Source organism: Pseudomonas reactans (assembly GCF_013387025.1).
Taxonomy (GTDB): Bacteria; Pseudomonadota; Gammaproteobacteria; order Pseudomonadales; family Pseudomonadaceae; genus Aquipseudomonas; species Aquipseudomonas reactans.
Map to the genome: position 1 here is coordinate 341,035 of NZ_JACAQP010000005.1, position 26,901 is coordinate 367,935.

Annotated in this window: 26 protein-coding genes; 11 read left to right on the forward strand and 15 right to left on the reverse strand. The window is 60.6% G+C overall.

Going from position 1 to position 26,901, the window contains the following annotated elements; translation table 11 throughout:
• Position 1 precedes the first annotated feature (1 nt).
• From HX793_RS05960 to yaaA, 4 genes are all read right to left on the reverse strand, one after another.
• Positions 2 to 1,168, reverse strand: a complete 1,167-nt coding sequence (locus HX793_RS05960) for an alginate biosynthesis protein Alg44 (protein ID WP_177050168.1) — start codon at positions 1,166 to 1,168, stop codon at positions 2 to 4.
• Positions 1,169 to 1,216: 48 nt separating this feature from the next.
• Positions 1,217 to 2,707 carry a mannuronan synthase gene (alg8, locus tag HX793_RS05965; RefSeq protein ID WP_016978203.1) on the reverse strand — a complete coding sequence of 497 codons (1,491 nt, stop codon included), beginning with the start codon at positions 2,705 to 2,707 and terminating at the stop codon, positions 1,217 to 1,219.
• Positions 2,708 to 2,779: 72 nt separating this feature from the next.
• Positions 2,780 to 4,096: a nucleotide sugar dehydrogenase gene (locus HX793_RS05970; RefSeq protein WP_177050160.1), complete on the reverse strand. Its 1,317-nt coding sequence runs from the start codon at positions 4,094 to 4,096 to the stop codon at positions 2,780 to 2,782.
• Between the two features lie 890 nt (positions 4,097 to 4,986).
• Positions 4,987 to 5,766 (reverse strand): peroxide stress protein YaaA, encoded by a 780-nt coding sequence (gene yaaA / locus HX793_RS05975; protein WP_016978205.1) that lies wholly within the window; start codon positions 5,764 to 5,766, stop codon positions 4,987 to 4,989.
• A 120-nt stretch (positions 5,767 to 5,886) separates the two neighbouring features.
• On the opposite strand from yaaA, the gene HX793_RS05980 reads away from it, so the two are divergent.
• The 5 genes from HX793_RS05980 (at position 5,887) to moaE (ending at position 10,018) form a co-directional block, all read left to right on the forward strand.
• Positions 5,887 to 7,011: a polysaccharide deacetylase family protein gene (locus tag HX793_RS05980; protein ID WP_177050158.1), complete on the forward strand. Its 1,125-nt coding sequence runs from the start codon at positions 5,887 to 5,889 to the stop codon at positions 7,009 to 7,011.
• Between the two features lie 341 nt (positions 7,012 to 7,352).
• Complete coding sequence (locus HX793_RS05985; RefSeq protein ID WP_003188745.1) at positions 7,353 to 8,747, forward strand: PhoH family protein; 1,395 nt, start codon at positions 7,353 to 7,355, stop codon at positions 8,745 to 8,747.
• Positions 8,748 to 8,853: 106 nt separating this feature from the next.
• Positions 8,854 to 9,327 (forward strand): cyclic pyranopterin monophosphate synthase MoaC, encoded by a 474-nt coding sequence (moaC, locus tag HX793_RS05990; RefSeq protein WP_017736740.1) that lies wholly within the window; start codon positions 8,854 to 8,856, stop codon positions 9,325 to 9,327.
• Positions 9,324 to 9,566 (forward strand): molybdopterin converting factor subunit 1, encoded by a 243-nt coding sequence (moaD, locus tag HX793_RS05995; protein WP_177094914.1) that lies wholly within the window; start codon positions 9,324 to 9,326, stop codon positions 9,564 to 9,566. Before moaC ends, moaD begins: the two co-directional genes overlap by 4 nt.
• A 2-nt stretch (positions 9,567 to 9,568) precedes the next feature.
• Entirely contained in the window at positions 9,569 to 10,018 is a 450-nt protein-coding gene (gene moaE, locus HX793_RS06000; RefSeq protein WP_177094912.1) for a molybdopterin synthase catalytic subunit MoaE, read from the forward strand.
• A 130-nt stretch (positions 10,019 to 10,148) separates the two neighbouring features.
• Here the strand turns inward: moaE and rhlB are convergent, their stop codons facing one another.
• Together rhlB and HX793_RS06010 are read right to left on the reverse strand one after the other, a co-directional pair.
• Positions 10,149 to 11,603, reverse strand: a complete 1,455-nt coding sequence (gene rhlB, locus HX793_RS06005; RefSeq protein ID WP_177095052.1) for an ATP-dependent RNA helicase RhlB — start codon at positions 11,601 to 11,603, stop codon at positions 10,149 to 10,151.
• A gap of 96 nt (positions 11,604 to 11,699) precedes the next feature.
• Positions 11,700 to 12,356, reverse strand: coding sequence for an alpha/beta hydrolase (locus HX793_RS06010; protein WP_177094910.1), 657 nt, complete (start codon positions 12,354 to 12,356; stop codon positions 11,700 to 11,702).
• A gap of 345 nt (positions 12,357 to 12,701) precedes the next feature.
• Here HX793_RS06010 and HX793_RS06015 point away from each other — a divergent pair, with 345 nt between their 5' ends.
• The 4 genes from HX793_RS06015 to HX793_RS06030 all read left to right on the forward strand — a co-directional run bounded on the left by HX793_RS06015 (position 12,702) and on the right by HX793_RS06030 (position 16,871).
• Entirely contained in the window at positions 12,702 to 13,733 is a 1,032-nt protein-coding gene (locus HX793_RS06015) for an amino acid ABC transporter substrate-binding protein (protein ID WP_016978213.1), read from the forward strand.
• 72 nt (positions 13,734 to 13,805) lie between these two features.
• A complete protein-coding gene (locus HX793_RS06020; protein WP_177050146.1) occupies positions 13,806 to 14,987 on the forward strand; it encodes an amino acid ABC transporter permease in 1,182 nt (393 codons plus the stop codon).
• A gap of 10 nt (positions 14,988 to 14,997) precedes the next feature.
• Positions 14,998 to 16,095 (forward strand): amino acid ABC transporter permease, encoded by a 1,098-nt coding sequence (locus HX793_RS06025; RefSeq protein ID WP_016978216.1) that lies wholly within the window; start codon positions 14,998 to 15,000, stop codon positions 16,093 to 16,095.
• 11 nt (positions 16,096 to 16,106) lie between these two features.
• Entirely contained in the window at positions 16,107 to 16,871 is a 765-nt protein-coding gene (locus tag HX793_RS06030) for an amino acid ABC transporter ATP-binding protein (protein ID WP_003171943.1), read from the forward strand.
• Positions 16,872 to 16,932: 61 nt separating this feature from the next.
• Here HX793_RS06030 and HX793_RS06035 read toward each other — a convergent pair whose 3' ends face one another.
• A complete protein-coding gene (locus HX793_RS06035; RefSeq protein WP_016978218.1) occupies positions 16,933 to 17,421 on the reverse strand; it encodes a type II toxin-antitoxin system MqsA family antitoxin in 489 nt (162 codons plus the stop codon).
• On the reverse strand, positions 17,418 to 17,729 hold the full coding sequence (locus HX793_RS06040) for a type II toxin-antitoxin system MqsR family toxin (protein WP_177050144.1): 312 nt from the start codon (positions 17,727 to 17,729) through the stop codon (positions 17,418 to 17,420). Before HX793_RS06040 ends, HX793_RS06035 begins: the two co-directional genes overlap by 4 nt.
• 159 nt (positions 17,730 to 17,888) lie before the next feature.
• Here HX793_RS06040 and HX793_RS06045 point away from each other — a divergent pair, with 159 nt between their 5' ends.
• Complete coding sequence (locus tag HX793_RS06045; protein WP_016978220.1) at positions 17,889 to 18,548, forward strand: FadR/GntR family transcriptional regulator; 660 nt, start codon at positions 17,889 to 17,891, stop codon at positions 18,546 to 18,548.
• Complete coding sequence (locus tag HX793_RS06050; RefSeq protein WP_177058594.1) at positions 18,538 to 19,791, forward strand: CynX/NimT family MFS transporter; 1,254 nt, start codon at positions 18,538 to 18,540, stop codon at positions 19,789 to 19,791. The genes HX793_RS06045 and HX793_RS06050 overlap by 11 nt, the downstream gene beginning before the upstream one ends.
• 2 nt (positions 19,792 to 19,793) lie before the next feature.
• Here the strand turns inward: HX793_RS06050 and HX793_RS06055 are convergent, their stop codons facing one another.
• The 7 genes from HX793_RS06055 to HX793_RS06085 all read right to left on the reverse strand — a co-directional run bounded on the left by HX793_RS06055 (position 19,794) and on the right by HX793_RS06085 (position 26,853).
• On the reverse strand, positions 19,794 to 20,435 hold the full coding sequence (locus HX793_RS06055) for a DUF1120 domain-containing protein (protein WP_177058592.1): 642 nt from the start codon (positions 20,433 to 20,435) through the stop codon (positions 19,794 to 19,796).
• Positions 20,436 to 20,453: 18 nt separating this feature from the next.
• Positions 20,454 to 21,584: a DUF1120 domain-containing protein gene (locus tag HX793_RS06060; protein ID WP_177050139.1), complete on the reverse strand. Its 1,131-nt coding sequence runs from the start codon at positions 21,582 to 21,584 to the stop codon at positions 20,454 to 20,456.
• A 12-nt stretch (positions 21,585 to 21,596) separates the two neighbouring features.
• On the reverse strand, positions 21,597 to 24,038 hold the full coding sequence (locus tag HX793_RS06065) for a fimbria/pilus outer membrane usher protein (RefSeq protein ID WP_218178603.1): 2,442 nt from the start codon (positions 24,036 to 24,038) through the stop codon (positions 21,597 to 21,599).
• Positions 24,039 to 24,099: 61 nt separating this feature from the next.
• Entirely contained in the window at positions 24,100 to 24,813 is a 714-nt protein-coding gene (locus tag HX793_RS06070) for a fimbria/pilus chaperone family protein (protein WP_177050128.1), read from the reverse strand.
• A gap of 49 nt (positions 24,814 to 24,862) precedes the next feature.
• The gene (locus tag HX793_RS06075) at positions 24,863 to 25,489 is read right to left on the reverse strand and encodes a DUF1120 domain-containing protein (RefSeq protein ID WP_177094900.1); all 627 of its coding nucleotides are present in this window, start codon (positions 25,487 to 25,489) and stop codon (positions 24,863 to 24,865) included.
• A 55-nt stretch (positions 25,490 to 25,544) separates the two neighbouring features.
• Positions 25,545 to 26,174, reverse strand: coding sequence for a DUF1120 domain-containing protein (locus HX793_RS06080; protein ID WP_177050124.1), 630 nt, complete (start codon positions 26,172 to 26,174; stop codon positions 25,545 to 25,547).
• Positions 26,175 to 26,223: 49 nt separating this feature from the next.
• Positions 26,224 to 26,853: a DUF1120 domain-containing protein gene (locus tag HX793_RS06085; RefSeq protein WP_177050123.1), complete on the reverse strand. Its 630-nt coding sequence runs from the start codon at positions 26,851 to 26,853 to the stop codon at positions 26,224 to 26,226.
• Between the last annotated feature and the right edge of the window lie 48 nt (positions 26,854 to 26,901).

The following is a 26,901-nucleotide window of genomic DNA, read 5'->3' on the forward strand; positions in this document are numbered from 1 at the left end:
ATTAAAGACCCGCAGCCATGGCTTTATCGATCAGCCAGTTCAGCGAGGGGCCACGGTCGCTGGTCACTTCCACCGGGCGACCGGCGTAGGTGCTGTCCAGTGGCGCGTCAGGCTTGATCTGCACGCGGATGTCGGACGACAGGTCGGCGCTGTTCAGGCTGGTGCTGCTGACGATGGTGCCGGTGCGGACCTGTTCTTCGTCGGCCACTTGGAAGCTCACCGGCGTGCCTGGGCGAACATCGGCGAACTGGCGATAAGTGAAGCGCGCTTCCACATTGGCCAGGCTGCCGCGTGGCACCAGTTGGAAGATCACGTCGCCTTTGTTGGCGTACTGACCGTCGGCGACCATTTGCTGGGCCACCACGCAATCGCACGGCGAGGTCAGGGTACCGGTCATTTGCTTGCCGAACAGCTCTTCGACCTTGGCCGGTTGCAGTTGGTCTTCGTCCAGGTGGCCCTTGAGCACATCGAGCATGCTGGTGCTGAAGGTGGCGAGCGGCGCGCCTTTGGCGGCGATCGCGTCTCCTTTGAGCAGGCTTTGCACGGTGCCGTCGCGCGGCATGGTCACGTTCATGCCAGGTACGCTGACCAGGCCCGCCTGGGCGTGGCTGACGAAGTACATGCCGTACACCGATTTGAAGACGAAACCGAAGGCGGCAAGGCCCACGATGAAGATGCCTGTGCTGAACACCACGGCGCGTAGACGGCCGGCGGCGCTCATGTTGCTGCCGCCATCTTTGACCTTGCGCGCCTTGGTGAAGTTGTCACGTTGCAGGGTCGCCAGCACGTCACCCATGGTCACGATGTCACCGGACAAATGTGAAGTGATCAGGTGGCGCAGGGTGGAAATATCCTGAGGTTCAAGGTTCTGGAACTGGCAACCGGTGCGGCCGGTCTGGCGGTCGTAGGAGCGAATTTGCAGCTCCACGTCCATGGCCAGGCCCAGGTTATCGATCACAAATTGCAGGCGGCCCTTGTGCACTTCGCCGACGGTCAACGGCTGGGTCGAGGTGAAGGCCAGGCCGCCGGCGGACAGGTCGATCACCCGGGCTTCGGTCGGCGTGCGGTCAGTGTTGAAGAAGCGCAGCTTGGCCGGGATTTTCACGCGGGCATGTTGGCGCTGGGCTTCGGATTCGTGGACAACGTTGACGTTTGCTTGGCTATTCATGGTGTTCTGACTCATAGGTGTAGCTCCTAGTTAATTCAGGCTTGGCTGTCAGACCATCATCAGCAACACGGCGACGAAAATGCTGCCGGCGGAGAAGGTCATGGTCCGAGACGACCAGGTGTTGAACCAACGTTGAAAGCTGGCCAAATCGCGGGTCAGTTTGGTGTCCTGGCGGGTCCAGGACTGTTGATCAAGGCGGAAGAACACGTAGATCTTCACCAGCGCGCCCATGATCTGGTTGTAATAGAGAATCACCGGGTAGGCCGGGCCGATCTTGTGGCCGGAGCACGACAGCAACAGGGTGAGAATCAGGCGGGTGATGCCGATCCACAGCAGGTAAGCGAGGATGAACGCGCCGCCGTACTTGAAGGTGGCGATGATCGCCACGGTCAGGCCGAGCAGGGAGGTCCACATCGACACACGCTGGTCGAACAGCACGATGCTGGTGAACAGGCCGAGGCGCCGCACACCCAGGCCAAGGGCGCGGGAGTTCTGGCGCAGGTTGTTGCCGTACCAGCGGAACATCAGTTTGCGGCTGGCCTTGATGAAGCTCTTTTCCGGCGGGTGTTCCACGGTGTTGATCGCGGCGTCCGGCACGTAGAAGGTGTCGTAGCCCAGGCGCATCAGGCTGAACCAGCTGGACTTGTCGTCACCAGTGAGGAATTTGAAACGGCCCAGGCGCCAGTGTTGCAGCGAGTCGCTTTCCACGTCGGCGATAAAACCGGGGTCGGTGACCACGCTGGCGCGGAACACCGACATACGACCGGTCATGGTCAGTACGCGCTTGGACAAGGCCATGGAGCACATGTTGATGTGGCGTTGGGCGAAGCGCAGTTTGTGCCACTCGCTCATGATGTAGCCGCCGCGTACTTCACAGAATTCGTTGGTGGTCAGGCCACCGACATTGCCGAACAGCTGGAACCACGGCACGGTCTTGCGGACGACGCCTTCGGCGAGCACGGTGTCGCCGTCGATCACCGCAACGACTGCGCGGTCATCCGGCAGGTGGCGGGAGATGGCGCGGAAACCGAAGGCCAGGCCGTCGCGTTTGCCGGTACCGGCGATACGCACGAAGTCGAGCTTCACGTGTTCCGGCGGGTTCATTTTCTCCCACAGGCTTTTCACCAGCAGCTCATCGGACATTTCCACCAGCGAGCAGACCACGGTGGTGGGGAAGCCGCATTCGATGGCTTCACGAATCACCGAGCTGTAGACCTGCGCGGTGGTCAGCGCATCGATACGGAAACTGGTGACCATCAGGAACACGTGGGACGGGTCGGCGGCCTTGCCCAGCTTGCGCACTTTGCGGCGCAGGTGCGGGTAGACGACGTAAAGGAACAGCATGCCGCGAAAGAAATGCGTAGCACCCATCGAGTAGCGCCAGATACCGACAGCGCCAATCAGGAAAATAAAATTCTTCGACTCGGAGTCGAACGTACTCGCCGGCAGCAGCAGCGCGAGTCCCATCAGCAGGCTGAGGAAGAACAGCCAGCCGGCGGATTGGAGCAATATGTGTTTTAACGTGGACATAAGCGTCATCCGAAGGTGAAGAAGGCTCCGGGCTGCAAGCGCTGGGGAAGTACGCTTGCAGCCCGGAACTGGCTGTTGCTGTTACCAGCAAATACCTTCGGTACGGCTACCGGCGCTGGTGGCATTGGCCATGAAGCCCACCAGGTCGATCACTTGCTTGCCGTGCGGTGCGCTATGCGCCAAGGCACGGAACTTCTCATCGCGGTTGCCCAGGATGATCACGTCGGAGTTGTTGATCACGTCGTCGAAGTCCGAGTTGAGCAGGGACGACACGTGCGGGATCTTGCCTTCGATGTAGTCTTTGTTCGCGCCGTGGACACGGGCGTACTCGACGTTGCTGTCGTAGATGCTCAGGTCGAAACCTTTGCCGATCAGCATTTCGGCCAGCTCTACCAGCGGGCTTTCGCGCAGGTCATCGGTACCGGCCTTGAAGCTCAGGCCCAGCAAGGCGACTTTGCGTTTGTCGTGGCTGGAGACGATGTCGAAGGCGTTCTGCACTTGGGACTCGTTGCTGCGCATCAGCGAGTTGAGCAGTGGCGCTTCCACGTCCAGCGAACTTGCGCGGTAGGTGAGGGCGCGCACGTCTTTGGGCAGGCACGAACCACCGAAGGCGAAGCCAGGGCGCATGTAGTACTGGGACAGGTTGAGGGTCTTGTCCTGGCAGACCACTTCCATCACTTCGCGACCATCGACGCCGACCGCCTTGGCGATGTTGCCGATTTCGTTGGCGAAGGTGACCTTGGTGGCGTGCCAGACGTTGCAGGTGTACTTGATCATCTCGGCAACGGCGATGTCCTTGCGGATGATCGGCGCGTCGAGCTCTTCGTACAGCGACTGCAGGACATCGCCGGAGGCTTTGTCGAATTCGCCGATGACGGTCATCGGTGGCAGGTCGTAGTCGGCGATGGCGGTGGATTCACGCAGGAATTCCGGGTTGACCGCCACACCGAAGTCGACGCCGGCTTTTTTGCCGGAGCAGTCTTCGAGGATCGGGATCACCACATTGGCCACGGTGCCTGGCAGCACGGTGCTGCGCACTACCACAGTGTGACGGGAGGTTTTGTCACGCAGGACCAGGCCGATTTCGCGGCATACCGCTTCGATGTAGTCCAGTTCCAGGTCGCCGTTTTTCTTGCTCGGCGTACCGACGCAGATCATCGACAGGTCGGTGTCGCGGATGGCTTCGGCGAAGTTGGTGGTACCGCGCAGTCGGCCGTTCTGAATACCCTGGCTCAACAACTCGCCCAGACCCGGTTCAACGATTGGCGATTTGCCCGCATTGATCAGGTCAATCTTGTCCTTGGAGATGTCTACGCCAACCACTTCGTGGCCACGGGCAGACAGGCAACCGGCACACACTGCGCCAACGTAACCGAGACCAAATATGCTGATGCGCATCGCATTTACCTCTTTGTCATTGAAGACTGTATTAATCATGCCAATTAATGGCTGGAGTTCATGTTTGCAAGCGTCACTGATGCCACGAAAGTTGGGCGAATAGACGCCGACTTACCGCGTACAGGCATGTTAATTAGTGAGTGACTAACTATTGCACTCAAGTTGTGCGCAACTTGGCCTTGTTATTGGGGCTTGCCCTGAAATGCAGCCGGCCTTCCTGGGGGAAGGTGCCGACGCCAGTGCCACAGGGTGCAGATAGAGGCTTTAAGCCTTTGTTTATCAACACCTTGGGTGTCATCACTGACACATTTGGGTAAGCGCTGCCTTGGCCTATAGGGGATAGCAATTCATCCTTATCGCCGCCCTCAACTCATATCAGTTGATGATATGACCCATGAGTCAAAGTTGATGGGGCAACTTTGCTACTTCCTTGGGTCGTCATGTAAGTCATCTCTTACAGAAACAGAGAATTTCGTTACCGGTGGTATGAGCCGTGTGTTTAGACGAAGTTCCGGGCCGCTCATCCTGTTTCCGGAAATTTCTTGAAATATTAGGAAAGATGGCACTGGCATTATATTGATAGCACTTGCTATTTGGACCAGTAGTTATGGGGAGTTTGGAGAGGGGGATAGTTTTGTGCCACTAGTGTTTAAAAAAAGTGGTGCCACTACGAAAAAAAACGACGGATGTCGAGTGAAAGAATTGTTAGAGATGCGTCAAGATGTTTTTTGACGCCAAAAATATGACGTTCCGTCGATCAAAACGCGATTAAAAATGTGGGAGGGGGCTTGCCCCCGAAGACGGTGGGTCAGCTAAAGATAAGCTGGCTGATCCACCGCCATCGGGGGCAAGCCCCCTCCCACATTTGTTCATCAGTGTTCTCTGGAGCCTTATTCCGGTGCGTGATCGCGCAAGAACACCAGGTTATCCGGCTTCGACTGCTCCGCATTGAAGCGATAGCCCTGCACGTCGAATTCCTTCAGCTTGGCCGGGTCGTTGATGCGTTCTTCGATCACAAAGCGGCTCATCATGCCCCGCGCTTTTTTGGCGTAGAAGCTGATGATCTTGTACTGGCCGTTCTTCAGGTCCTTGAACTCGGTGTTGATGATCCGCGCGTTCAGGGCCGTGCGCTTGACCGCCGAGAAGTATTCGTTGGAGGCCAGGTTTAGCAGGACGTCATCGCCTTGTTCAGCCAACGCTTCGTTCAGCCACTCGCTGATGCGCGTGCCCCAGAACGCGTACAGGTCCTTGCCACGGGCGTTGGGCAGCTTGGTGCCCATTTCCAGGCGGTACGGCATCATCAGGTCCAGCGGGCGCAGCAGGCCGTAGAGGCCCGAGAGCATGCGCAGGTGGTCTTGGGCGTAGGTGAAGTCGGCGTCGCTGAAGGTTTCGGCATTCAGGCCGGTGTACACGTCGCCTTTGAAGGCCAGCAGCGCCTGCTTGGCGTTTTCCTGCGTGAACGCAGGCGTCCAGCTGCCGAAACGGGCGGCGTTGAGGCCGCCGATCTTGTCGGATACGTGCATCAATTCGCTGATTTGCGCCGGGCTCAGCTCGCGCAGTTGCTCGATCAGCTCCTGGGAATGGTCCAGGTACTGCGGCTGGGTAAAGCGCTGGGTCGCAGGCGCGGTCTCGAAATCGAGGGTCTTGGCGGGTGAAATCACCATCAGCATGAAGTCGTCTCCTGTAATCGTGGGAGGGATTCTAGGGGCTGGGGCGTTTTGACTCCACCTATGATGGCGATAGGCGTGATCCGCTATGATGGCCGGTGACTCTGGAGAGGGAGACCCCGTGTGCGAATAGCGCTTTTCTTATCGGCATGTCTGCTATGCCTGAATGCCCAGGCAGCGCCCGTGGATGTGGCCAGCCTGGACCGTGGCAGCTGGCCCGAAAAGCTCGGCAGCCCGGCGCTGTTCGACGTGGCCTCACGCGCCGAAATCCTCATGTTCGCTCACAGCCTGCTGGCCAGCGAGAATCAGGACGAAGCCGCGCTCAAGCAGCGCCTGGGCTTGAAGATCATCAACCTGTCCGCCATAGACGACCTGCGTCGCCAGCTCTGGCAGCGCTTGCTGGAGAACTATACGTTCGCCCAGCAGAGTTGCGAGGTCGACGCCTCGTTCTGCTATCTGGTAGAGAACATGGACGATCTGCGCGAGCAGGCCGGCAAATTCGAGGTGAGCGAAGACTCCTTCTATATAGGCTGGGCCAACCCCAGCCATGTGTTCCATGAGCGTTATTTGGACGAGCTGCTGCGCAAGGCCGCGCTGTTCCCGCAGATCAGCAGCGAAGTCGCGCGCTTCGGCGACCATGAGCGCAATGGCGATGAATTCAACGATCGCCTGTTCCTGCTTACCTTTGACGGCGGCCCCGCGCCGGTCAGCGGCAATACCGACTGGCTCACCGACTACCTGCGCAAGCAAAAGATGAACGCCACGTTCTTCGCCCTCGGCAGCAGCCTGCAAACCCGTGTCGAGCGCAGTTCGGTGGCCGACGTGCAGGCGCTGTACCAAGGCCAGTGCGTCGGCACGCAGGGTTGGCAATACCGTTCACACAGCCATTGGGTGGACTGGCAGAGTTCCATCACCCGCAGCGCGTCGTTGGCGCAGAACCTGATGCCGGAAAACTACGTGCCGCTGTTCCGTCCGCCCTATGGCCAACGTCGTGCAGACAGCCAGGGTTTCTTTCAAGCCCAGGGCTTGCAGGTGGCGTTGTGGGACATCGATTCCCAGGATGAACCGGGCAAACTCAAGGCCGATGAATCGGCGCAACGGGTGCTGACCTTGATGCTGTTGTGGCGCAAAGGCGTGATTGTGTTTCACGACACCCAGGACAAGGCGCGGGTGGCGTTACCCATGCTGTTGCAGGCGACGGCGCAGAGTGGTCTGGGTTGGCAGGACTGCCGGGAGGCGTTTCGCTGAAAATGCCCGGCCCTGTTGGGGATGAGGCGTTTTTGGGGTGATTTTATGCGACATTTCGAAGCAGGCGGACTTCCGACTTTAGCGGGGTAAGGGGGACTCGGCTAGTGCTATTCGTCATCCTGAAAAATAAACTTCAAAAAAGCGTCAAAGTGCTTTTTTCTGTCACACGTTTTGCGGTATTACGAAGTCAGATCGCCGAACCCTGCAGCACAGGTGGCGTCTTCCAAGACTCCTCAGGTGGGCACTGCGCTTGACGTCACTCAGGTGCAGTCGGTGGTCGAATCGAGGCGCAGCACCGCCCAGGTATTGCGTCGACTGGCTCCCACAAAAGGTGACCGAGTATGGATGATCATGGACGTAACCCTTCTTCCGACCAGCCAATCCTTTATGTGCTTGATACCAACGTATTGATCCACGATCCAAACGCACTGCTCAACTTCGAAGAACACCACGTCGCCATCCCGATGATCGTGCTTGAGGAGCTCGACAAACTCAAAAGCGGGCACCACAGCGTTGCCGCCGAATGCCGCCAGGCCATCCGCCTGATCGACAAGACATTGGGCGAAGCGTCGCCGGAGGACGTCGAAGTCGGCGTGCCGATCCAGCGCGGCAAAGGCGGGCCCAAGGGCTTGCTGTCGATTCTTATGAGCAAGCGCAGCGAGCCCAACAGCCTGCTGCCGGAGAATCTGAACGACAACAAAATCATCAACCAATTGATCGACCTGCACGCCCGCGACAAGGACCTGCGCGTAGTGCTGGTGACCAAAGACATCAATATGCGCCTCAAGGCCCGAGCGTGTGGGATCGCGGCCGAGGACTACAGCACCGACCAACTGGTCGACGACGTGTCGATGCTGTCCCGTGGTTATCACATGATGACCGGCTCGTTCTGGGACCGCGTCAGCAAGGTCGAAACCCGTCAGGACCACGGCCGCACCTGGCACCAGGTGCAACTGATCGACAACCTTCCGGCCGTGCACATCAATGAATTCATCGTCGACGAACAGGGTTTTGTGGGTTGGATCAAAGAGATCCAGGTCGACAAGCTGCTGATCCTCGACCTGCATCAGGAACCCCTGTTGCACCAGGAAGCCTGGGGCCTGAAACCGCGTGATATCTACCAGAGCCTGGCGCTGTACGCGCTGCTCGACCCGGACATCCACCTGGTCAACCTGACCGGTGCCGCCGGTTCCGGTAAAACCATCCTCGCCCTGGCTGCCGCCATCGAGCAGACCATGGTGACCAAGCGCTATCGCCGCATCATCGCCACCCGCAGCGTGCAGGGCCTGGACCAGGAAATCGGCTTCCTGCCCGGCACCGAAGCGGAAAAAATGGAGCCGTGGCTGGGAGCGATCACCGACAACCTCGAAGCCTTGCACATGGATGACGAAAACACCCATGGCAGCGTCGACTACATCCTCAGCAAAGTGCCGTTGCAGTTCAAATCCCTCAACTACATCCGAGGTCGCAGCTTCCAGCAGAGCCTGATTTTGATTGATGAATGCCAGAACCTCACCCCGCACCAGATGAAAACCATCATCACCCGTGCCGGCGCCGGTTCCAAAGTGGTGTGCCTGGGCAACCTGGCACAGATCGACACCCCTTACCTGTCCGCGACCAGCTCCGGGCTGACCTACCTGACGGAACGCTTCAAAGATTTCCCGAACGGCGTGCACATTGCGCTGCAAGGGGTTCCACGTTCGATTCTGGCTGAGTACGCCGAATCTCACTTGTAAACACTACACACTGTAGGAGCCGGCTTGCCGGCTCCTATGCACAATCAGCCGTGCGCAAAATTGACCCACGGGTTTACAATCGGTGCTCCTGATCAGGAGTATCCCTGTGCTGACTCATCTCGATTCCCAAGGTCGCGCCCACATGGTCGACGTCACCGACAAGTCCGTGACGTTCCGTGAAGCCGTGGCCGAAGCCCGGGTGCGCATGCTGCCCGAGACCCTGCAAATGATTGTCGACGGTGCCCATCCCAAGGGCGACGTATTTGCCGTGGCCCGCATTGCCGGGATCCAGGCTGCGAAGAAAACCAGTGACCTTATCCCCCTGTGCCACCCGCTGATGTTGACGGGCGTCAAGGTCGAACTGAGCGCCGATGGCGCTGACTCGGTGCACATCCTGGCGCGCTGCAAACTCTCCGGGCAGACCGGCGTGGAAATGGAAGCCCTCACCGCCGCCAGCGTCGCGGCATTGACCATCTACGACATGTGCAAGGCCGTGGATCGCGGTATGACCATCGAAAGCATTCGCCTGCTGGAAAAGCTTGGCGGCAAGAGCGGGCACTTCAAGGCGGACCAGGCATGAGCATCAACGTATTGTTTTTTGGGCGTTACGCCGAAGATGTGGGCTTTGATTCGCTGGAGATGGAAGGTGAGTTCGCCACCGTTGATGCTGTGCGTCTGGCGTTAGCCAGTGACCCGGAGTTTGCCGTACTCAACGAGACCAGCCTGATGTGCGCGCGCAACGAAGAGATGTGCGGCCTTGATGAACCGGTGCAGGCAGGTGACGAAGTGGCATTCTTCCCACCCGTGACCGGAGGCTGATCATGGCCATTCGTGTGCAGGCCCAGCCGTTTGATCCAGGCTTCGAAGTGAATGCCATGCACGCGGCCAATGTCGGCGTCGGCGCGGTGGTGAGTTTTGTTGGCTACGTGCGCGACTTCAACGACGGCCTGGATGTGGCGGGAATGTTCCTGGAACACTACCCCGGCATGACCGAAAAAGCCCTGGCCAAGATCGCCGTGGAAGCCGAGCAGCGCTGGCCGTTGCTCAAGCTGGAAGTGCTGCACCGCATTGGCGCGCTGGAGCCGGGTGAGCCGATTGTGTTTGTTGCGGCAGCGAGTGCCCATCGCCATGCAGCGTTTGATGCCTGTGCGTTTGTGATGGACTACCTGAAGACGCGGGCGCCGTTCTGGAAGAAGGAAAATACCAGTGAGGGCGCGCGTTGGGTGGAAGGGCGCAGTAGCGATCACGCCGCGGCAGACCGCTGGAAGTAGCTGGCTAAACACAAAACCCAATGTGGGAGCGGGCTTGCTCGCGAATGCGCAGTGTCAGTCAATGAATCTGGTACTGATACACCGCATTCGCGAGCAAGCCCGCTCCCACATTTTTTACCGCATTCCAGCTTTAGGGGCGCTTACGTTCCACCGCCCGCAACAGATGCGTCGGCGGCGTCTCGCAGCTGATCTTGCGCCCCAGCAGCGCCTCGATCGACGGCAACTGGTACGAGTCATCCTCACCCGCAAAACTGATTGACACCCCCGCAGCCCCGGCACGGCCCGTACGGCCAATGCGGTGCACATAGTCATCCGGCACTTCCGGCAGGGTGAAGTTGATCACATGGCTGATGCCATCAATGTGAATCCCGCGTCCGGCCACATCGGTCGCCACCAGCACACGAATCTTGCCTTCGCGGAAACCTTCCAGCGTCTTGATGCGCTTGTGCTGCGGCACATCGCCCGACAGTTGTGCGGCGTTCACACCATCACGCACCAGGCGTTCTTCGATGCGACGCACCTCATCCTTACGGTTGGCAAACACCATCACCCGCTCCCAACCGTTGTCGTTGACCAGGTTGTAGAGCAGCTTGTACTTGTCGGCACCGGCCACCGCGTAGATGTGCTGCTCGACGTTTTCGCTGGCGACGTTTTCCGCCTCGATCTCGACGATGGACGGGTCGGTGGTCCACTGCTTGGCGAGGTTCATCACGTCTTCGGTGAAGGTCGCGGAGAACAGCAAGGTCTGACGCTCGGATTTCGGCGGGGTCTGGCGAATGATCTGACGCACTTGTGGGATGAAGCCCATGTCGAGCATGCGGTCTGCTTCGTCCAGCACCATCACTTCGACCATGTCCAGGTGCACGTCGCCGCGCTGGTTGAAGTCCAGCAGGCGGCCCGGTGTTGCCACCAGGATGTCGCAGTGACGAGCTTCGAGGTGCTTGAGCTGCTTGTCGAAGTCCATGCCGCCAACAAACGTCATGACGTTGAGGCCGGTGTACTTGGTCAGGTCAGCAGCGTCCTTGGCGATCTGTACCACCAGCTCGCGGGTCGGGGCGATGATCAGTGCGCGCGGCTCACCCATGTAGCGCTCTTTCGGCGGTGGCGTCTGCAGCAACTGGGTGATGATCGAGATCAGGAACGCGGCGGTCTTGCCGGTGCCGGTCTGGGCACGGCCGATGGCGTCTTTGCCGGCCAGGGTGAAGCCCAGCACCTGCGCCTGGATCGGAGTGCAGTATGGGAAACCCAGGTCCTGGATGGCGTGCATCAGTTCCGGAGCGAGTTTGAAATCGTGGAAGCGGGTTTTGCCTTCCTGGGGCTCGACGACGAAGTCTTCGAGTTTCCATGGGATCACGGGCGGTTTTGGCGCGCGCTCACGGCGCGGCTTGGGGGCAGGTGCGGCTTCTTTAGCCGTTTCAGGCGGTGTCACCGTAGGCGTCTTGGGCTGGGCGACAGGCGCAGTCCGGTCGGGCTGTTGACCGCCATTGCGGCTGCCGGCAGTCGGGGCAGGAGCACTGGGAACAGGCGCGAGCGGCTCGGCCTCGCTTTTGCCGAACATCTTCTTGAGTGCTTCGAGCACGGTGATCTCATTAATTGGTTAAGGAATGTACGCCGGCCAGTGTAATGCAAGAATCGGGCGCGGCGTAGTGCGTCTGTCATATGGCTACATAAACGGTGGTTTTCAGCCCAGGCGAGCGGTCAACCAGGCACCGATATCGCGTACCTCCTCGGGTAACACTTCGTGGCCCATTGGGTATTCCTGCCATGTCACGGTGACACCACGGGTCTTCAAGTGCTCGTAGGCGCTGCGGCCCATGGCGTTCTGCACCACGTCGTCGTATTGGCCGTGCAGGCACAGGGCTGGAATGCGCTGTTGGCTGGCGGACAATTCCAGCTCATCCCCGAATGTGGGTGCATAAGTGGAGAGGGCGATCACGCCGCCCAACGGGCCTTCCCAATTCAGGAATGCGGTGTGGAAAACCACGGCGCCGCCCTGGGAAAAACCGGCGAGGAAAATCCGCGACGCGTCTATTCCGGTTCTCTTCTGGTCTTCGATCAAATCCGTGACCATCTTCGCCGAGACTTCCAGCTCCTCCAGGCTGATGGAACGGGCCGGGCTCATGGCCTTGATGTCGTACCAGCTGGGCATCTCGTAGCCACCGTTAATGGTCACCGGGCGGGTCGGTGCCTGGGGCAAAACGAAACGGGTGGTCAGTAAGCTTTCCTGCAGCGCTTCGGCTACCGGTAGGAAGTCGTAGCGATCGGCACCCAGGCCATGCAACCAGATGACGCAGGCGTCTGCGGGCTTGGCGGGCTGAAGAATCAAGGGTTCGGTCATGTCTGCTCCATATACGTGCGGGCGCTCCGATTAAGTGCGTCGGAACGGTGCGTCACGGGTTGATCTGTTAAGAGAATGTCGCAAGGTTGAATCTTTTGCTCTTGATAGTGGGCTGAAACGGCTCAGCCATCACTCTGGTACGCGCCTTGCTACGTGTAGTTCGATGTCAGAGCTTTCCTGATTCGGTAACACTATCAGTGACTACCGTTGTGGGAAAGCAGCTGGAATTACCGCGAAAGCCTCATGCTGCTTGACCCTAAAAAAAGCCAACACGGGTCGATATCGCCTCATAAGGGTGCGCTGAGGTTCGAGCTCCGACACAACAAGAGCAAACTGGAGGTTTGAATGAAGGTATTGAAATCCACCCTGGCCATCGTGACTGCGGCGGCTGTACTGGGTGTCAGCGGTTTCGCCCAAGCCGGCGCCACCCTGGATGCCGTGCAGAAGAAAGGCTTTGTACAATGTGGCGTGAGTGACGGCCTGCCGGGTTTCTCGGTGCCGGATGCCAGCGGCAAGATCCTCGGGATCGACGCTGACGTGTGCCGCGCTGTGGCCGCTGCCGTTTTCGGCGACGCGACCAAGGTCAAATTCAGCCAGTTGAATGCCAAGGAGCGTTTCACCGCGCTTCAGTCCGGCGAAGTCGACATTCTGTCCCGTAACACCACCATGACCAGCTCCCGCGACGCCGGCATGGGCCTGAAATTCCCAGGCTTCATCACTTACTACGACGGCATCGGCTTCCTGGTAAACAACAAGCTGGGCGTGAAAAGTGCCAAGGAACTGGACGGTGCAACCATCTGCATCCAGGCCGGTACCACCACTGAGCTGAACGTTTCCGACTACTTCCGCGGCAACAACCTGAAATACACCCCGATCACCTTCGACACCTCCGACGAAAGCGCCAAGTCGCTGGAATCCGGTCGTTGCGACGTACTGACTTCCGACAAGTCCCAACTGTTCGCCCAGCGCAGCAAGCTGGCCGCGCCGAAAGACTACGTGGTTCTGCCGGAAACCATTTCCAAAGAACCGTTGGGTCCGGTCGTGCGTAACGGCGACGACGAGTGGCTGGCCATCGTGCGCTGGGTGGGCTACGCCATGCTCAACGCTGAAGAAGCCGGTATCACTTCGAAAAACGTTGAAGCTGAAGCCAAGTCCACCAAGAACCCGGACGTTGCGCGTCTGCTCGGTGCTGACGGCGAATACGGCAAAGACCTGAAAGTGAAGAAAGACTGGGTCGTGCAGATCGTCAAGCAAGTCGGTAACTACGGTGAAGTGTTCGAGCGCAACCTGGGCAAGAGCACCCCGCTGGAAATCGACCGTGGCCTGAACGCGCTGTGGAACAACGGCGGCATTCAATACGCACCCCCTGTGCGCTGATCGCTGATGGTTCTGTCACCCGGTGGGCCAACCGCCGGGTGATGTTCTGTTCCATTATTTTCGGGGCATTTCATGCAAAAACAAATCGGCGCACCCAAGCAGAAGCTCAGCTTCAGCGATCCCAAAGTGCGTGCGTGGCTCTTCCAGATCATCACGATTGTGGCGGTGGTCTCGCTGGGCTGGTACCTCTTCAATAACACCCAGACCAACCTTCAACACCGGGGCATTACCTCGGGTTTCGACTTTCTTGAACGCAGTGCCGGGTTCGGCATCGCGCAGCATTTGATCGACTACACCGAATCGGACAGCTATGCCCGGGTCTTTGTAATCGGTTTGCTCAACACCTTGCTGGTGACCTTCATTGGCGTGATCCTGGCGACGCTGCTCGGGTTCGTCATCGGTGTGGCGCGGCTGTCGCCGAACTGGATGATCAACAAGCTGGCGACCGTGTACGTGGAAGTGTTCCGCAACATCCCGCCGCTGCTGCAAATCCTGTTCTGGTACTTCGCGGTGTTCCTGACCATGCCGGGGCCGCGTAACAGTCATAACTTCGGCGATACCTTCTATGTCAGCAGCCGTGGCCTGAACATGCCGGCAGCGATTGCCGCCGACGGTTTCTGGCCGTTTGTGGTCAGCATCGTGGTCGCCATCGTGGCAATCGTGCTGATGGCGCGTTGGGCGAACAAGCGTTTTGAGGCAACCGGTGTTCCGTTCCATAAATTCTGGGCCGGCCTGGCGCTGTTCATCGTGATCCCGGCGTTGTGCGCCTTGATCTTCGGTGCGCCGCTGCACTGGGAAATGCCGAAGTTGCAGGGCTTCAACTTTGTCGGCGGTTGGGTACTGATCCCTGAATTGCTGGCGCTGACCCTGGCACTGACCGTCTACACGGCCGCGTTTATCGCCGAGATCGTGCGTTCGGGCATCAAGTCCGTCAGCCACGGCCAGACCGAAGCCGCGCGCTCCCTGGGCCTGCGCCCGGGGCCGACGCTGCGCAAGGTCATCATCCCGCAGGCCCTGCGGGTGATCATCCCGCCGCTGACCAGCCAATACCTGAACCTGGCGAAAAACTCGTCACTCGCGGCCGGTATTGGTTACCCGGAAATGGTTTCGCTGTTTGCTGGCACGGTGCTCAACCAGACCGGCCAGGCCATCGAAGTCATTGCCATCACCATGAGCGTGTACCTGGCGATCAGCATCAGCATTTCCCTGCTGATGAACTGGTACAACAAGCGCATTGCGCTGATCGAGCGGTGAGGAAACGCCCATGAGTTCACATACTTTCAAACCGGATATGCCGCCGCCGAACAAAGTGTTCGGGCCGATGGCCTGGATGCGCGCCAACCTGTTTTCCAGCTGGCTCAACACGCTGCTGACACTGCTGGCGTTCTACCTGATCTACCTGGTGGTACCGCCGATCCTGAGCTGGGCGATCATCGACGCCAACTGGGTCGGCACCACGCGCGCCGATTGCACCAAAGAGGGCGCCTGCTGGGTGTTTATCCAACAGCGCTTCGGGCAGTTCATGTACGGCTACTACCCCGGCGACCTGCGCTGGCGCGTGGACCTCACCGTATGGCTGGCCATCGTTGGCGTGGCGCCGTTGTTCATCTCGCGCTTCCAGCGCAAGGCGGTCTACGGCCTGAGCTTCCTGGTGCTGTACCCGATCATCGCGTTCTTCCTGCTGCACGGCGGGGCCTTTGGCCTGACTAATGTGGCAACCAGCCAATGGGGCGGCCTGATGCTGACCCTGGTGATCGCCACCGTCGGCATCGCCGGCGCCTTGCCGCTGGGCATCATGCTGGCGCTGGGGCGGCGCTCGAACATGCCGGCGATTCGAGTGGTCTGCGTGACCTTCATCGAATTCTGGCGCGGCGTGCCGTTGATCACCGTGCTGTTCATGTCCTCGGTGATGCTGCCGTTGTTCCTGCCCGAAGGCATGGGCATCGACAAACTGCTGCGGGCGTTGATCGGCGTGATCCTGTTCCAGTCGGCTTATGTGGCTGAAGTGGTGCGCGGTGGCTTGCAGGCGATCCCCAAGGGCCAGTACGAAGCCGCTGCTGCGATGGGCCTGGGCTACTGGCGTTCGATGGGCCTGGTGATCCTGCCGCAAGCCCTGAAGATGGTGATCCCCGGCATCGTCAACACGTTCATTGCGCTGTTCAAGGACACTAGCCTTGTGATCATCATCGGCTTGTTCGACCTGCTCAACAGCGTCAAGCAAGCCGCCGCCGACCCTAAATGGTTGGGCATGGCCACCGAAGGCTACGTGTTCGCGGCCCTGGTGTTCTGGATTTTCTGTTTTGGTATGTCGCGCTATTCCATTCATTTGGAACACAAGCTCGACACAGGCCACAAGCGTTAGGAGTTGATGTTATGAGCGAAGCGATCAAACAGCCTGTGAGCCCTGAAGGCATTATCCAGATGCAGGGCGTCAACAAGTGGTACGGCCAGTTCCACGTGTTGAAAGACATCAACCTCAACGTCAAGCAGGGCGAGCGAATCGTGCTGTGTGGCCCGTCGGGTTCGGGCAAGTCCACCACCATCCGCTGCCTCAACCGCCTGGAAGAACACCAGCAGGGCCGTATCGTGGTGGATGGCGTGGAGCTGACCAATGACCTCAAGCAGATCGAAGCGATCCGCCGTGAAGTCGGCATGGTGTTCCAGCACTTCAACCTGTTCCCGCACCTGACCATCCTGCAGAACTGCACGCTGGCGCCGATGTGGGTGCGCAAGATGCCCAAGCGCAAGGCCGAGGAAATCGCCATGCACTACCTGGAGCGTGTGCGCATCCCGGAGCAGGCCCACAAGTTTCCGGGGCAACTGTCTGGCGGCCAACAACAGCGTGTGGCGATTGCCCGTGCCTTGTGCATGAAGCCGAAAATCATGCTGTTCGACGAACCAACCTCGGCACTCGATCCAGAAATGGTGAAGGAAGTACTCGACACCATGATCGGCCTGGCCGAAGACGGCATGACCATGTTGTGCGTAACCCACGAAATGGGCTTTGCGCGCACCGTGGCCAACCGCGTGATCTTCATGGACAAGGGCGAGATCGTGGAACAGGCGGCGCCGAATGACTTCTTCGACAACCCGCAGAATGATCGGACCAAGTTGTTCTTGAGCCAGATTTTGCATTGATCGAAGGTTGAATGAATAAACCCGGCCTGGTGCCGGGTTTATTTTTGCCTGCTGGTTTTTGTCAGGAGGCCTGTGCTGCGAGCGGTTGCGCATCTTTTGCGATGAGCAGTCTGTTCAAGTCTTCCCCGACATTGAGGGCCTCTACCTCTGCCAGCAAGTGGGGGTGTTTATCCAGTAGGCGCATCAATGTGAGCAACGGTTCCGGCGGAAAAATCTCAGCCCGTTCATAGCGAGAGAATGCATTGTGCCCGCGAACGGTGAAGAGCCTCACGGCGTCTTTTTGGGTCAAATGCAGCTTGCGGCGGATTCGCTTCATCTCGGCGGCGATGATTTTACGCGCATCGATCAACAGCAAATCTGAGGCCTTGCAGTAACGCTCTGCACTGTCGTCGTCGTGATCGAATTCGACTTCATGGCAGACCTCGCATTCCCAGCCTGCGATGTCAGGGATATCCCGGATCATTCCCCGTGTGTTGATCGTGAAGGTGCGACCTTCGAAATGCTGCATTGCGTCATGGGTTCCGCAGCTCATGCATTGCTGGGTTCTCATAGGGTTTTCTCCTTGAAGGAGATTACGGGAGGACCACCGCCTGGGCGGTAAGTGACCTTGATGTAAATCTCCGTGCCGTAAATCTTGATCAGGTAGACGTCCTGCCATATCCGATGGTCTGCATAGGTCGTCATTGATTTGTACAACATTCGGTGCTCAAGGGCGCAGACCACGTGTTGCATCTGGCCAGGGCTCAGCTCCATTTTTCGCGCGTCTTGCCGGGCGTTGGCGGTGAATGCCGTATAACCCAACCGAACGACCTCTTTTTTCACCAGAGCCAAATCGTAGTGAGGTGTGTACTTTTCCATAAGACACCTGAGTCCAATAATTACCCTCAGAGGGTAATTTTACCAATCGAAAATACTGCTCCTTTTTCTGCCTAAGAACCCTAGTGCGTTGCCTTTGTAGGCAACTCCGAATAGGCTGTAGGAAAATTCATCCTATGATTGGACGAAAGTGCAAATCCCATGACAGACATCGCCCCCCTGATCAAACGCTCCCTGGTGGACCAGGCCCTGGAGCAACTGCGCCTGCGCATCAGCCAAGGTGTGTGGGCCATTGGCGAGCGTCTGCCCACCGAGCCGGAGTTGTCCGCAGAACTGGGCATCAGCCGCAATACCGTGCGCGAAGCCATGCGTGTGTTGGCGTTTTCCGGTTTGATCGAGATCCGCCAGGGCGACGGCAGCTACTTGCGTTCAATGACCGACCCGCTGGGCACGATGCGGGCGTTGTCCCATTGCACGCTGGAGCAGGCGCAGGAAACGCGACAGATTCTGGAGGTGGAGGCGATCAGCCTGGCAGCCTTGCGCCGCACCGACGAAGACCTGAAAAAACTGCGTGAAGCCCTCGACGCCAGTGCCGCGCTTTACCACGGCGACCTGGAGGCCTATATCAGCGCCGATCTGGTGTTCCACAAACATTTGGTGGATGCGGCGCACAACCCTGCGTTGAGCGAGTTGTACCAGTACTTCTCTGCCATCGTCGGCGCCCAGTTGCGCCAGACCCTGAATATCTCGCCACGTCGCCAGGCGGTGTTCGACCTGCATATCGCGTTGCTCGATGCCGTGGAGCATCAAGACCCGGAACGCGCCAAATCCCTCTGCCGGCAGTTGATCAATGAACCCTGAAACGAAACTCGATGAACTGTTGATCGACGCCGAAGCCGACGACGAGGTGGTGCAACACGCCCCTCCGGTGGTCAGCCGCCCTTGGTTGTTACTGTTCGGGCTGGTGTTGGTGGCACTGAACCTGCGCCCCGCGCTGTCGAGCTTGTCGCCGTTGCTCAATGACGTGTCGACCAGCCTGGGCCTGTCCGCCGCCAAGGCTGGCCTGCTGACCACCTTGCCGGTGTTGTGCCTGGGGTTGTTCGCCCCCCTGGCACCGATACTTGCGCGACGCTTTGGCGCCGAGCGCGTCGTGCTGGGGATTCTGCTGACCCTGGCCGGTGGCATCCTCCTGCGCAGCTCGTTTGGCGAAGCCGGGCTGTTTGCCGGCAGCCTGATCGCGGGTGCGAGCATCGGCATCATTGGCGTGCTGCTGCCGGGTATCGTCAAGCGCGACTTCGCCAAACAGGCCGGCACCATGACCGGTGTGTACACCATGGCGTTGTGCCTGGGGGCAGCGTTGGCGGCAGGGGCCACGGTGCCGCTCAGCCATTATTTTGGTGACAGTTGGAACATCGGCCTGGGCTTCTGGATTGCACCAGCACTGCTGGCGGCATTGTTCTGGTTGCCGCAAATTGGCCAGAAACACGGTGCGCATCGCGTCGCTTACCGTGTAAAGGGGCTGCTGCGTGATCCGTTGGCCTGGCAGGTGACGTTGTACATGGGCCTGCAGTCGTCCCTGGCCTACATCGTCTTTGGCTGGGTGCCGTCGATCCTGATCAGTCGTGGCCTGAGCGCCACCGAAGCCGGGTTGGCGCTGTCCGGTTCGATCATCGTGCAACTGCTCAGCGCCCTCACCGCGCCGTGGCTGGCCACACGTGGCAAGGACCAGCGCCTGGCCATCGTGGTGGTGATGGTGCTGACCCTCGGTGGCCTGTTCGGCTGCCTGTATGCGCCGCTCGACGGCTTATGGGGCTGGGCAATCCTGCTGGGCCTGGGGCAGGGCGGTACCTTCAGTCTGGCGCTGACCTTGATCGTGCTGCGCTCGCGGGACGCTCACGTGGCCGCCAACCTGTCGAGCATGGCTCAGGGCATCGGTTACACCCTGGCGTCCCTCGGGCCGTTGGCGGTGGGCTTGATCCACGATTGGACCGGCGGTTGGGCCGCCACCGGTTGGGTGTTCGCGGTGCTTGGTGCGGGCGCGATCATTGCTGGGCTGGGCGCCGGTCGCGCGCGGTATGTGCAGGCCATCAGCGAAAAGGTCTAGGCCTACAGGTACACCACCTCCAGGGTGGCTGAACCGTCTATGTGGATATCGCGACTCAGGTCGAGGTTTTGCTTGGCCGCGATAATGGTGTGTACGGTCACCGTACTGCTCAGCGTGCGAATGGCCACGGGCCCTGCGGTGCTGCCCTCGATGTCGGTAAAGCCCACGTAGCTTCTGGCGCCGATATCCATGGGGTTGCGGTTTGCGGTGCGCCAGCCCAGACCACCGGTGGTGGACTCGGTGCCGAACACTTGTGGCATGGCATCCACGGCGGTTTGGGCCGGGTCGAAGCTGATGGAGTACAAGCCGATGCGGTTGCCGCTGCCGTCCAGCCCCAGCCCGTAATAGACCTCGCTATTGACGGTGGCGGTGCCGTCGCGGTTGTCGCCCATGCGCAGGGCGAAACGGCTCAAGCCGTCGCAATTGATCGTCACCAGCAATTGCTTGAGCGGCAGCCGGGTGCCCCGGTCGACGTTCAGGTCCTGCTGGGAAATCTTGCCGTAGTCCACCAGCCCGCCGCTCGACACGCTCGGCGTGCAGGCCAGGGGCGTGACTTTACCGCTCACGGTCAAGTCTGTGCTGGAGGCGGCGCAGGCCGTGCCGGTCAGGGTCAGCGCAGCCAGTGAGAGCCAGTATTTGTTCATGGTTGAGTCCTGTTGGCGTTAGAGGTAGATGATTTCCAGGGTGCCGGAACCGTCCAGTTGCACTTCACTGCTCAAGTCCAGGGTGCTGGTCGGGGCGATCACTGCCTCGACTGTCACGCGGCTGCTCAGGTGCGCAATCGCGACCGGGCCGGCCTGGCTGCTGGCCAGGTGCGTGAACCCCAAGTAGCTGTTGGCACCGATGGCAATCGGCGAGGTGCTGCTGGTGCTCCAGGCCACCCCACCGGTGGTCGAGTCGGTGCGGTACAGCTGTGCCACGCTGTCGGCGCTGGCGTCGGCGGGGTCCAGTTGCAGCGAATACAGGCCGATTCGATTGGCGCTCGGGTCCACGCCCAGGCCGTAGTAGATCTCGCTGTTGACCGTGGCGCTGCCCTCGCGGTTGTCCACCATGCGCAGGGCGAACAGTGCTGGCGCGTCACAGTCGACATTCAGCATCAAGGCCTTGCTCGGCAGGCGCGTGGATTGCTGCGCGTTGAGCTGGGACTTGGCGATGCGGCCAAAATCCACCACGCCGCCGTTGGACAGCCCCAGGTCGCACGCCGCCGGAGCAAACCGGGCACGTAGCTGCAACTCGCGGCTGGCCTGGCCGGAAATGGTCTCGAACCGCCCTGCGGTGTCCCAGGTCACGGCGTCGCGTACCTGCAACGCAGGCTCGGTGGCCCAGGCGTTGACCAGCAGTTGCACGGACAGTGTTTTGCCCTTGGTCGGTACGCCGGCCTTGAGGGGCACTACCCCGTGTTCGGGGCGCCAGTCCAGTCGCGGCGCGATTTGGCTGGGTGATTGGCCCGGTCCTGCGATCAACCCCAGTTCGACGCCTTGGCCATCCAGCTGTGCTTCACCGACCTGCAGCGCGTAGCTGCCCTGGTCGGCAAAGCGCAGGCGCTCGTGGGTGGCGGCAACGGCGCGGTAGAACAGTTGCATGTCCGCCGGTTCGTCGCAGGTGAGAGTCAGGCTCAACCGCCGCTCGCCCAGCGGGTACTCCGCCGCGCGAACACTTTGCAAGGCGCGGTTGAACTGGCCGAAATCGACACTCGATTGACTGGTGGTGAGCCGGCAGGTGTCATCCCCGGCGTGCGCGGTTGTGGTGAGTAATGCCAGCCAGGCGAGCTGGCAGCGCAAAGGGCTAGGCATCGAGAGGCCTCCTCAAGGCTGGCGGCACTGGGCCGCCGCCGTTTCGTAATACACCTGCACATCGGCTTGCGCGGGCAGTTGGTAATGCACCACGCAAGGCGCTTTGCCTGGGGCGGTGATGTGCAGCGTCGGCTGGTCGAGCGCATTGCTGAGGAACACCTTGCCGCCGTCCTGCACCAAGGTGATGAACGCCCCGCTGCCATCGCTGACGCTTGAGCCGCGTGGCAGTGGCACGCCGTCGGGCGTGGTGATGTGCAGCAAGGCGCGACGGGTCAGGGTCAGGCCGAAGTCCACACGGTCGACCGCCCCGCGCCCGGCCGAGACCACCGCCAGGCCGTTGTTGATGTCGGCATTGCGCGGCAGGGTGCGGGCCTCGACTTCCACGGGGCTTCTGCCATAGGCCGCCACTTGCGAGGCGACCGCCTGACCTTGCCAGTCGGTCCATACAGGACCGCTGGGGGTGTTCAGCTTGACGCCGCCGATGTCACCCACCGACAACACCGCAAAGGTGTCGCGCACCGGGTACGGCGACAGTGTCACCCCGCCGCCGTGCAACACCGCCGCACCCCGGGCGCTGCCCTGGTAGCTGGCGCGCTCGGCGTCGTCGCGGGTGTAATTGAGGTCCAGTTGGGTGTAGCGCGGCAACATCGAAACCCCCACCGATGTCTGCACCTGCTGGTCGCGGGTGTCGTGCTCGGCACTGGCGCGGTAGCTCAGTTGATCATTCACCTGCTCGCTCAACCCCACGCCGCTGCGGTGCTCGCCACCGGAATTGCGCACCCAAGTGCGAGCACGGCGGTTTTCACCCAGCGGAATGCTCAGGTTCAGATAGAGGCTGTCTTCATTGCGTTGCTGGCCGCTGACCTGCCATTCGGCGGTGGCCGACACCGAGACCTGGCCGAACGTGGTGCCCCAGGACGCCAGGGCGCGGCTGCTACTGCGACCCTCGAACGAGGTGGAGCGTGCGTAACCAGTGCTGAAAGCGCCCAGCCAGGGATGGGACCAGGACAGGCCGGCAGTTTGCTGGTCGCGGTAACGCGTGTCGCGCCTCTCATCGCGGCGGTCGAAGGTCACCGCCTCCAGCTCGCGGTAGCCCGGCGTGCGGTGCGACGTGCCGGCAAAAAATGACCAGCGTTCGCTGAACTGTTGGGAAAACAGCACATCGGTCTGCACCCCGCGTACCTGTTCAAAGCGGCTGGCGTCGGTGGCTTGCAGCGTGGTCTGCCACTCGCCATCGGCCCAGGGCAAGAGCCCGACGCTCACGCCTGCCGAACGATAACCGTCAGCCAGCATCGCACCGCCCGCGAGGTTCAAGCGCGGTTGCAGCGCGCCGCTCCAGCCGCCGCTGATCACCCAGGGGGTGGCGTCACGCTCATTGCCGATGTCGCGCACCTGGCCGGCCGACAACGAATACCCCGGCGCCGGCAGGCCAACGCCGAGCATGGCCGCGGGCACCGTGAAGCGCCGTTCGCTGCCGTCGACTTCGCGCACGGTGACTTCAACATCGCTGCGCCGATCCAGGCGCCGCACGTCGGTCAGCGAGAACGGGCCGGCCGGCACCACAGTGGAGTGAATCAGCGCGCCGTTCTGGCGCACCTCGACCTGCGCCTGGCTGTAGGCGATGCCGTCAATGGTCGAGCCTTGCTGCTCGCCTTGCAGCGCCTGCTCGGTCAGGACTTGCACACCGGTGATCTGCGCGCCCGACAACACCGGGTTGTAGAGGTTGACCTGGCCGGCCTGCAACACCACTTGCTGGCTGGCGAAGGTGCGCTGGGCGTAGGCCTCCAGGTGGCTGGTACGCGAACTGTCGCCTTGCCAGGTCTGTACTTGGCGGCTGCGCACGATCCAGTCACCGGCGTTGAAGCCGACCTCGGTATTAGCCGCGCCGAAGCGGCTGCGCTGGTCGCCATAGTGGCTGTACAGGCCGGTGAGGTCGTAGTTGATCAACCCCGCAAAGCCGCCGGTTTCGAAGGCGGACAAGTCGCGGTCAACCGGGCGCAAGGCGTCGGTGGGCACCAGCAGGCTCAGGGTCAGGTTGGCCGGGTCTTGCTCGACGGCAGTGAGCGGCCAGCGGCCAAGCACGTCATGGCATGCGGGTGGGTCGGCAAGGTTTGAGTCGGGATTTTGCAGGTTGGCCTTATCCAGCAGCGGCGTGTCAAAGCACAGTTGGCCATCGGCGCTGAATTGCGCGTCAACCCGGCCCTGGCTCTGGCCGTTGATCTTGAGCGTGACGGCATGGCGCCCGGCCCCGAAGCGTGGGGCCGCGAGCAATTGGGTGGCCAGCGCGGGGTCGATGCCGCGTTGTTGCAAGGTGGTGCTGTCGAAGGTCGGCGGTTGGGCTTGGGCGGCGCCCAGCCACAGCATCGGCGCCAATGACAACAGTGCCGGTGCGAGCCCTCGCGCTGGGCGGGTAGGTAGAATGACGGGCACGGCTTCGCCGCCATGGCAGATCATGAGTGTGTTCACGGAAGTCACTCGGATAGTGGACGCAGGCCCTCACGGGCGGAGCAGTGGGCTAGGGCTGGGCGGTTGTCAGTGGTGCGTCGTAGGCCTGGACCGCGAAGCCATACACGGTGGCCGGTTGAAACCGCACGCTGCTGGCCTGCGCGGCCTTGGTTGGGACCTCGATCCGTTCACCTGGCAGCACGTAGCTGCGCGGCAGCAGCGCAGTGTCGGTGCCTGGCAGCAGTTGTAGCTCTTGGGCCAGGCGCACCACATACGGCGTGTCGTTGTGCACCTGCAATTGGCCGTTGGCCAGGGACCACGTGAGATCGGTCCACGGTGTGCGGTTTTGCGCCAGGCCCTTGGGATGAATGATCACCGGCAGGTTCTGGCGCACGGTGACACCGACGCGAGCGTGGCCGGCCTCCGCGGGCGCACGGCCCTGTGGCATGCCTTCGAAGATCACGCGTTTGAGGCGTTGGGTTTTCAGCGGTTCGCTGGCCATCATGACAAAGCGCACCAGCTGCGTCTTGCCGGTCTCGACCCGCGCCAGCGGTGGGGTCACGAACAGCAATGGGTCTGTGTCCTCGGGGATATCTTCGAGGGTGACGTGCAGCAAGGCCAGGCCGGTGTCGGTATTGGTGACGGAAATCGAGGCCTCACCGTCGGCCTCCTGCACGATCACCACCGAGGTGTCCGGCACCATGCCGTCGGCGTGGGTGACGGTTGCCAGCGCCACACAGCAGAGACCGGTGGCCCAACGTGAAATGGAAAAAAGCAGCTTCATGACAAGTCTCTTCAAATAGGCCGCCGTGCGCGTGGCCGGCAGCGCGGTGTTAGAGGTAAATCAGGTCCAGCGTGATCGAGCCGTCCAGCGGCACTTCCTCTTTGAGCGTCAGGCCGTTGGCCGGGCTGATCGAGGTGTCGACCCGCAGCGAGGCCACCAGTTGCCGGATGGGCTTGGGTAACGTTTCGCCGGTAGCCGCAAAGCCCATGTACCGGCCTGGATAGACGTGCGGTTCCGGGGTCCAGGTGATGCCCTTGTCAGGCGACGTCAGGGTTTGCATCGGTTGCATGTCGCCCACCGGACCGCGCAGCGACAGGGTGACTGTGCCCAGGCGTTCGGTGGGGGCGTGGATGTTCATGCCCAGCCCGAATAGACGCTCAGGTGCCAGTGACGACTCCGGCTTGTTGTCGATGCCCATCAGGGCGAACAACACCAGGCCATCGCAGCTGACGCTAAACCCCATTTGCAGGTTGGGCAGCACGGTGAAATCGCTCGGGTTGAGCGTCCTCGCCATGATCCTGCCGTGGTCCACCACACCGTTATCCGACAGCGATACGGTGCACGCCCTGGGGGTGATCTGCCCATTGACCTGTAAGTCCACGGTTGAAGCGGCGAAGGTCAACGGCGCAGCGGTGAGTACAGCGGCAAGGGCCAGCAAACGGGTAAGCGGGTTCATGCGATGAATACCTGGTGTTGAACGGGTGGTACGGGCATCGAGCGAAGCGGCGGTGTTACAGGTACCTGACTTCGATCGTGGCGGAACCGTCAATCGGTGTGTCTTGGGTGATGGTCAGGTTTCTTGTACCGAGGATGTAAGCGTTCACCTCAAGCTCCAATTGCGTGCTCTGGGCGGCGACTGGCACAAGTGGCCCTGTGGGATCCTGAATCGAAACCAGCAGGTTGCTTGCCCAGGCGTAGTCATCCATCTGAGGGAACCATGTGGTGCCGTTGTCCATGGATGCAATCGGTTGGACGTTGTTCTCGTCGGCGATCGCCTTGTTGAGTTCCATGTAGTAACCACCGATACGTTCTCCCGCGAGCGTCTTGCCGATACCAAACTCAGCATTGCTGACGGCGGAGTCGGTGCGGTTATCGGTGGCCGTCATGGCGAACAGCGTTGGGGCTTCGCAATTGATGTTCAGTTGCAAGGTGACCGGGGTCAGGCGGGTCCAGGTGTCCTGGTTCAAGTCATGGACCGAAAAGCGGCCCACATCGACGATGCCGTTTGCCGACAGGCTGGGTGCGCACGCCGAAGGCACGATCAGGCCCTTGACGGTCAGGTCGGTGGTGGAGGCGGCAAGCGCGGGTAAGGCGCTGCCGATCAACCAACCTGCAGCGAGGGTGCAGAGTAGTTTTTTCATGCTGGGTAATGCTCCAGGGATGGAGGGCAATACAGGGCTTAAAGGGGGGTTACAGGTAGGTGATTTCTATCGTGGCTGAGCCGTCAATCACCGTGTCTTCAGTGAGGGTGAGGTTCCTTGCCGCAAGGATGAACGGGTTCACCGAAAGCTCCATCAATGTGTCCTTCGCCGGGACAGGTACCCTTGCTGCGGCAGGGTCTTGAATGGAGACCAGGAAGTCCTTTTGCCACACGTCGTCCTCCCACATACGGCTCCAACTGACGCCATTGTTCATCGACCAGATCATCTGAACGGACGCCTCGTCGGCGGTGCCTTTGTCGAGAAACATGACGTAGCCGCCGATGCGCTCGCCGGCGTTGGTTTTACCTATGCCGTATTCGCCGACACCGACCGTAGAGTCGGCGCGGTTGTCGGTTGCTTTCATGGCAAACAGCGTCGACGCCTCGCAGTTGACGCTCAGTTGCAAGGTGGTTGGAGTCAGATACGTGCGGGCATCCTGATTGAGGTCGCTGATTGATATACGCCCCACATCGACGGTGCCGCCCGCCGACAGGCTCGGCGTGCATGCCGAGGGCACGATCAGGCCCTTGACAGTCAAGTCGGTGGTAGACGCGGCAAATGCAGGCAAAGCGTTGCCGATCAGCAGGCCAGCGACGCTGGTGCAGAGTAGTTTTTTCATGTTGGGTAAAGCTCCAGGGGTAGATGGGAATACAGGGTGTTACAGGGA

Bases quoted from the DNA above. Each gene is read 5' to 3' on its own strand.
- yaaA (WP_016978205.1), bottom strand. From the start codon at position 5,766: ATGCTGATGGTGATTTCACCCGCCAAGACCCTCGATTTCGAGACCGCG.
- HX793_RS06025 (WP_016978216.1), top strand. From the start codon at position 14,998: ATGAGTTCACATACTTTCAAACCGGATATGCCGCCGCCGAACAAAGTG.
- HX793_RS06045 (WP_016978220.1), top strand. From the start codon at position 17,889: ATGACAGACATCGCCCCCCTGATCAAACGCTCCCTGGTGGACCAGGCC.
- HX793_RS05960 (WP_177050168.1), bottom strand. From the start codon at position 1,168: ATGAATAGCCAAGCAAACGTCAACGTTGTCCACGAATCCGAAGCCCAG.
- HX793_RS06050 (WP_177058594.1), top strand. From the start codon at position 18,538: ATGAACCCTGAAACGAAACTCGATGAACTGTTGATCGACGCCGAAGCC.
- HX793_RS06070 (WP_177050128.1), bottom strand. From the start codon at position 24,813: ATGAAGCTGCTTTTTTCCATTTCACGTTGGGCCACCGGTCTCTGCTGT.
- HX793_RS06085 (WP_177050123.1), bottom strand. From the start codon at position 26,853: ATGAAAAAACTACTCTGCACCAGCGTCGCTGGCCTGCTGATCGGCAAC.
- HX793_RS06080 (WP_177050124.1), bottom strand. From the start codon at position 26,174: ATGAAAAAACTACTCTGCACCCTCGCTGCAGGTTGGTTGATCGGCAGC.
- HX793_RS05970 (WP_177050160.1), bottom strand. From the start codon at position 4,096: ATGCGCATCAGCATATTTGGTCTCGGTTACGTTGGCGCAGTGTGTGCC.
- HX793_RS06060 (WP_177050139.1), bottom strand. From the start codon at position 21,584: ATGCCTAGCCCTTTGCGCTGCCAGCTCGCCTGGCTGGCATTACTCACC.
- HX793_RS06020 (WP_177050146.1), top strand. From the start codon at position 13,806: ATGCAAAAACAAATCGGCGCACCCAAGCAGAAGCTCAGCTTCAGCGAT.
- moaD (WP_177094914.1), top strand. From the start codon at position 9,324: ATGAGCATCAACGTATTGTTTTTTGGGCGTTACGCCGAAGATGTGGGC.
- HX793_RS06075 (WP_177094900.1), bottom strand. From the start codon at position 25,489: ATGAACCCGCTTACCCGTTTGCTGGCCCTTGCCGCTGTACTCACCGCT.
- HX793_RS06065 (WP_218178603.1), bottom strand. From the start codon at position 24,038: ATGATCTGCCATGGCGGCGAAGCCGTGCCCGTCATTCTACCTACCCGC.
- HX793_RS06035 (WP_016978218.1), bottom strand. From the start codon at position 17,421: ATGAGAACCCAGCAATGCATGAGCTGCGGAACCCATGACGCAATGCAG.
- HX793_RS06010 (WP_177094910.1), bottom strand. From the start codon at position 12,356: ATGACCGAACCCTTGATTCTTCAGCCCGCCAAGCCCGCAGACGCCTGC.
- HX793_RS06030 (WP_003171943.1), top strand. From the start codon at position 16,107: ATGAGCGAAGCGATCAAACAGCCTGTGAGCCCTGAAGGCATTATCCAG.
- HX793_RS06055 (WP_177058592.1), bottom strand. From the start codon at position 20,435: ATGAACAAATACTGGCTCTCACTGGCTGCGCTGACCCTGACCGGCACG.
- HX793_RS06040 (WP_177050144.1), bottom strand. From the start codon at position 17,729: ATGGAAAAGTACACACCTCACTACGATTTGGCTCTGGTGAAAAAAGAG.
- HX793_RS05985 (WP_003188745.1), top strand. From the start codon at position 7,353: ATGGATGATCATGGACGTAACCCTTCTTCCGACCAGCCAATCCTTTAT.
- HX793_RS06015 (WP_016978213.1), top strand. From the start codon at position 12,702: ATGAAGGTATTGAAATCCACCCTGGCCATCGTGACTGCGGCGGCTGTA.
- alg8 (WP_016978203.1), bottom strand. From the start codon at position 2,707: ATGACGCTTATGTCCACGTTAAAACACATATTGCTCCAATCCGCCGGC.
- moaE (WP_177094912.1), top strand. From the start codon at position 9,569: ATGGCCATTCGTGTGCAGGCCCAGCCGTTTGATCCAGGCTTCGAAGTG.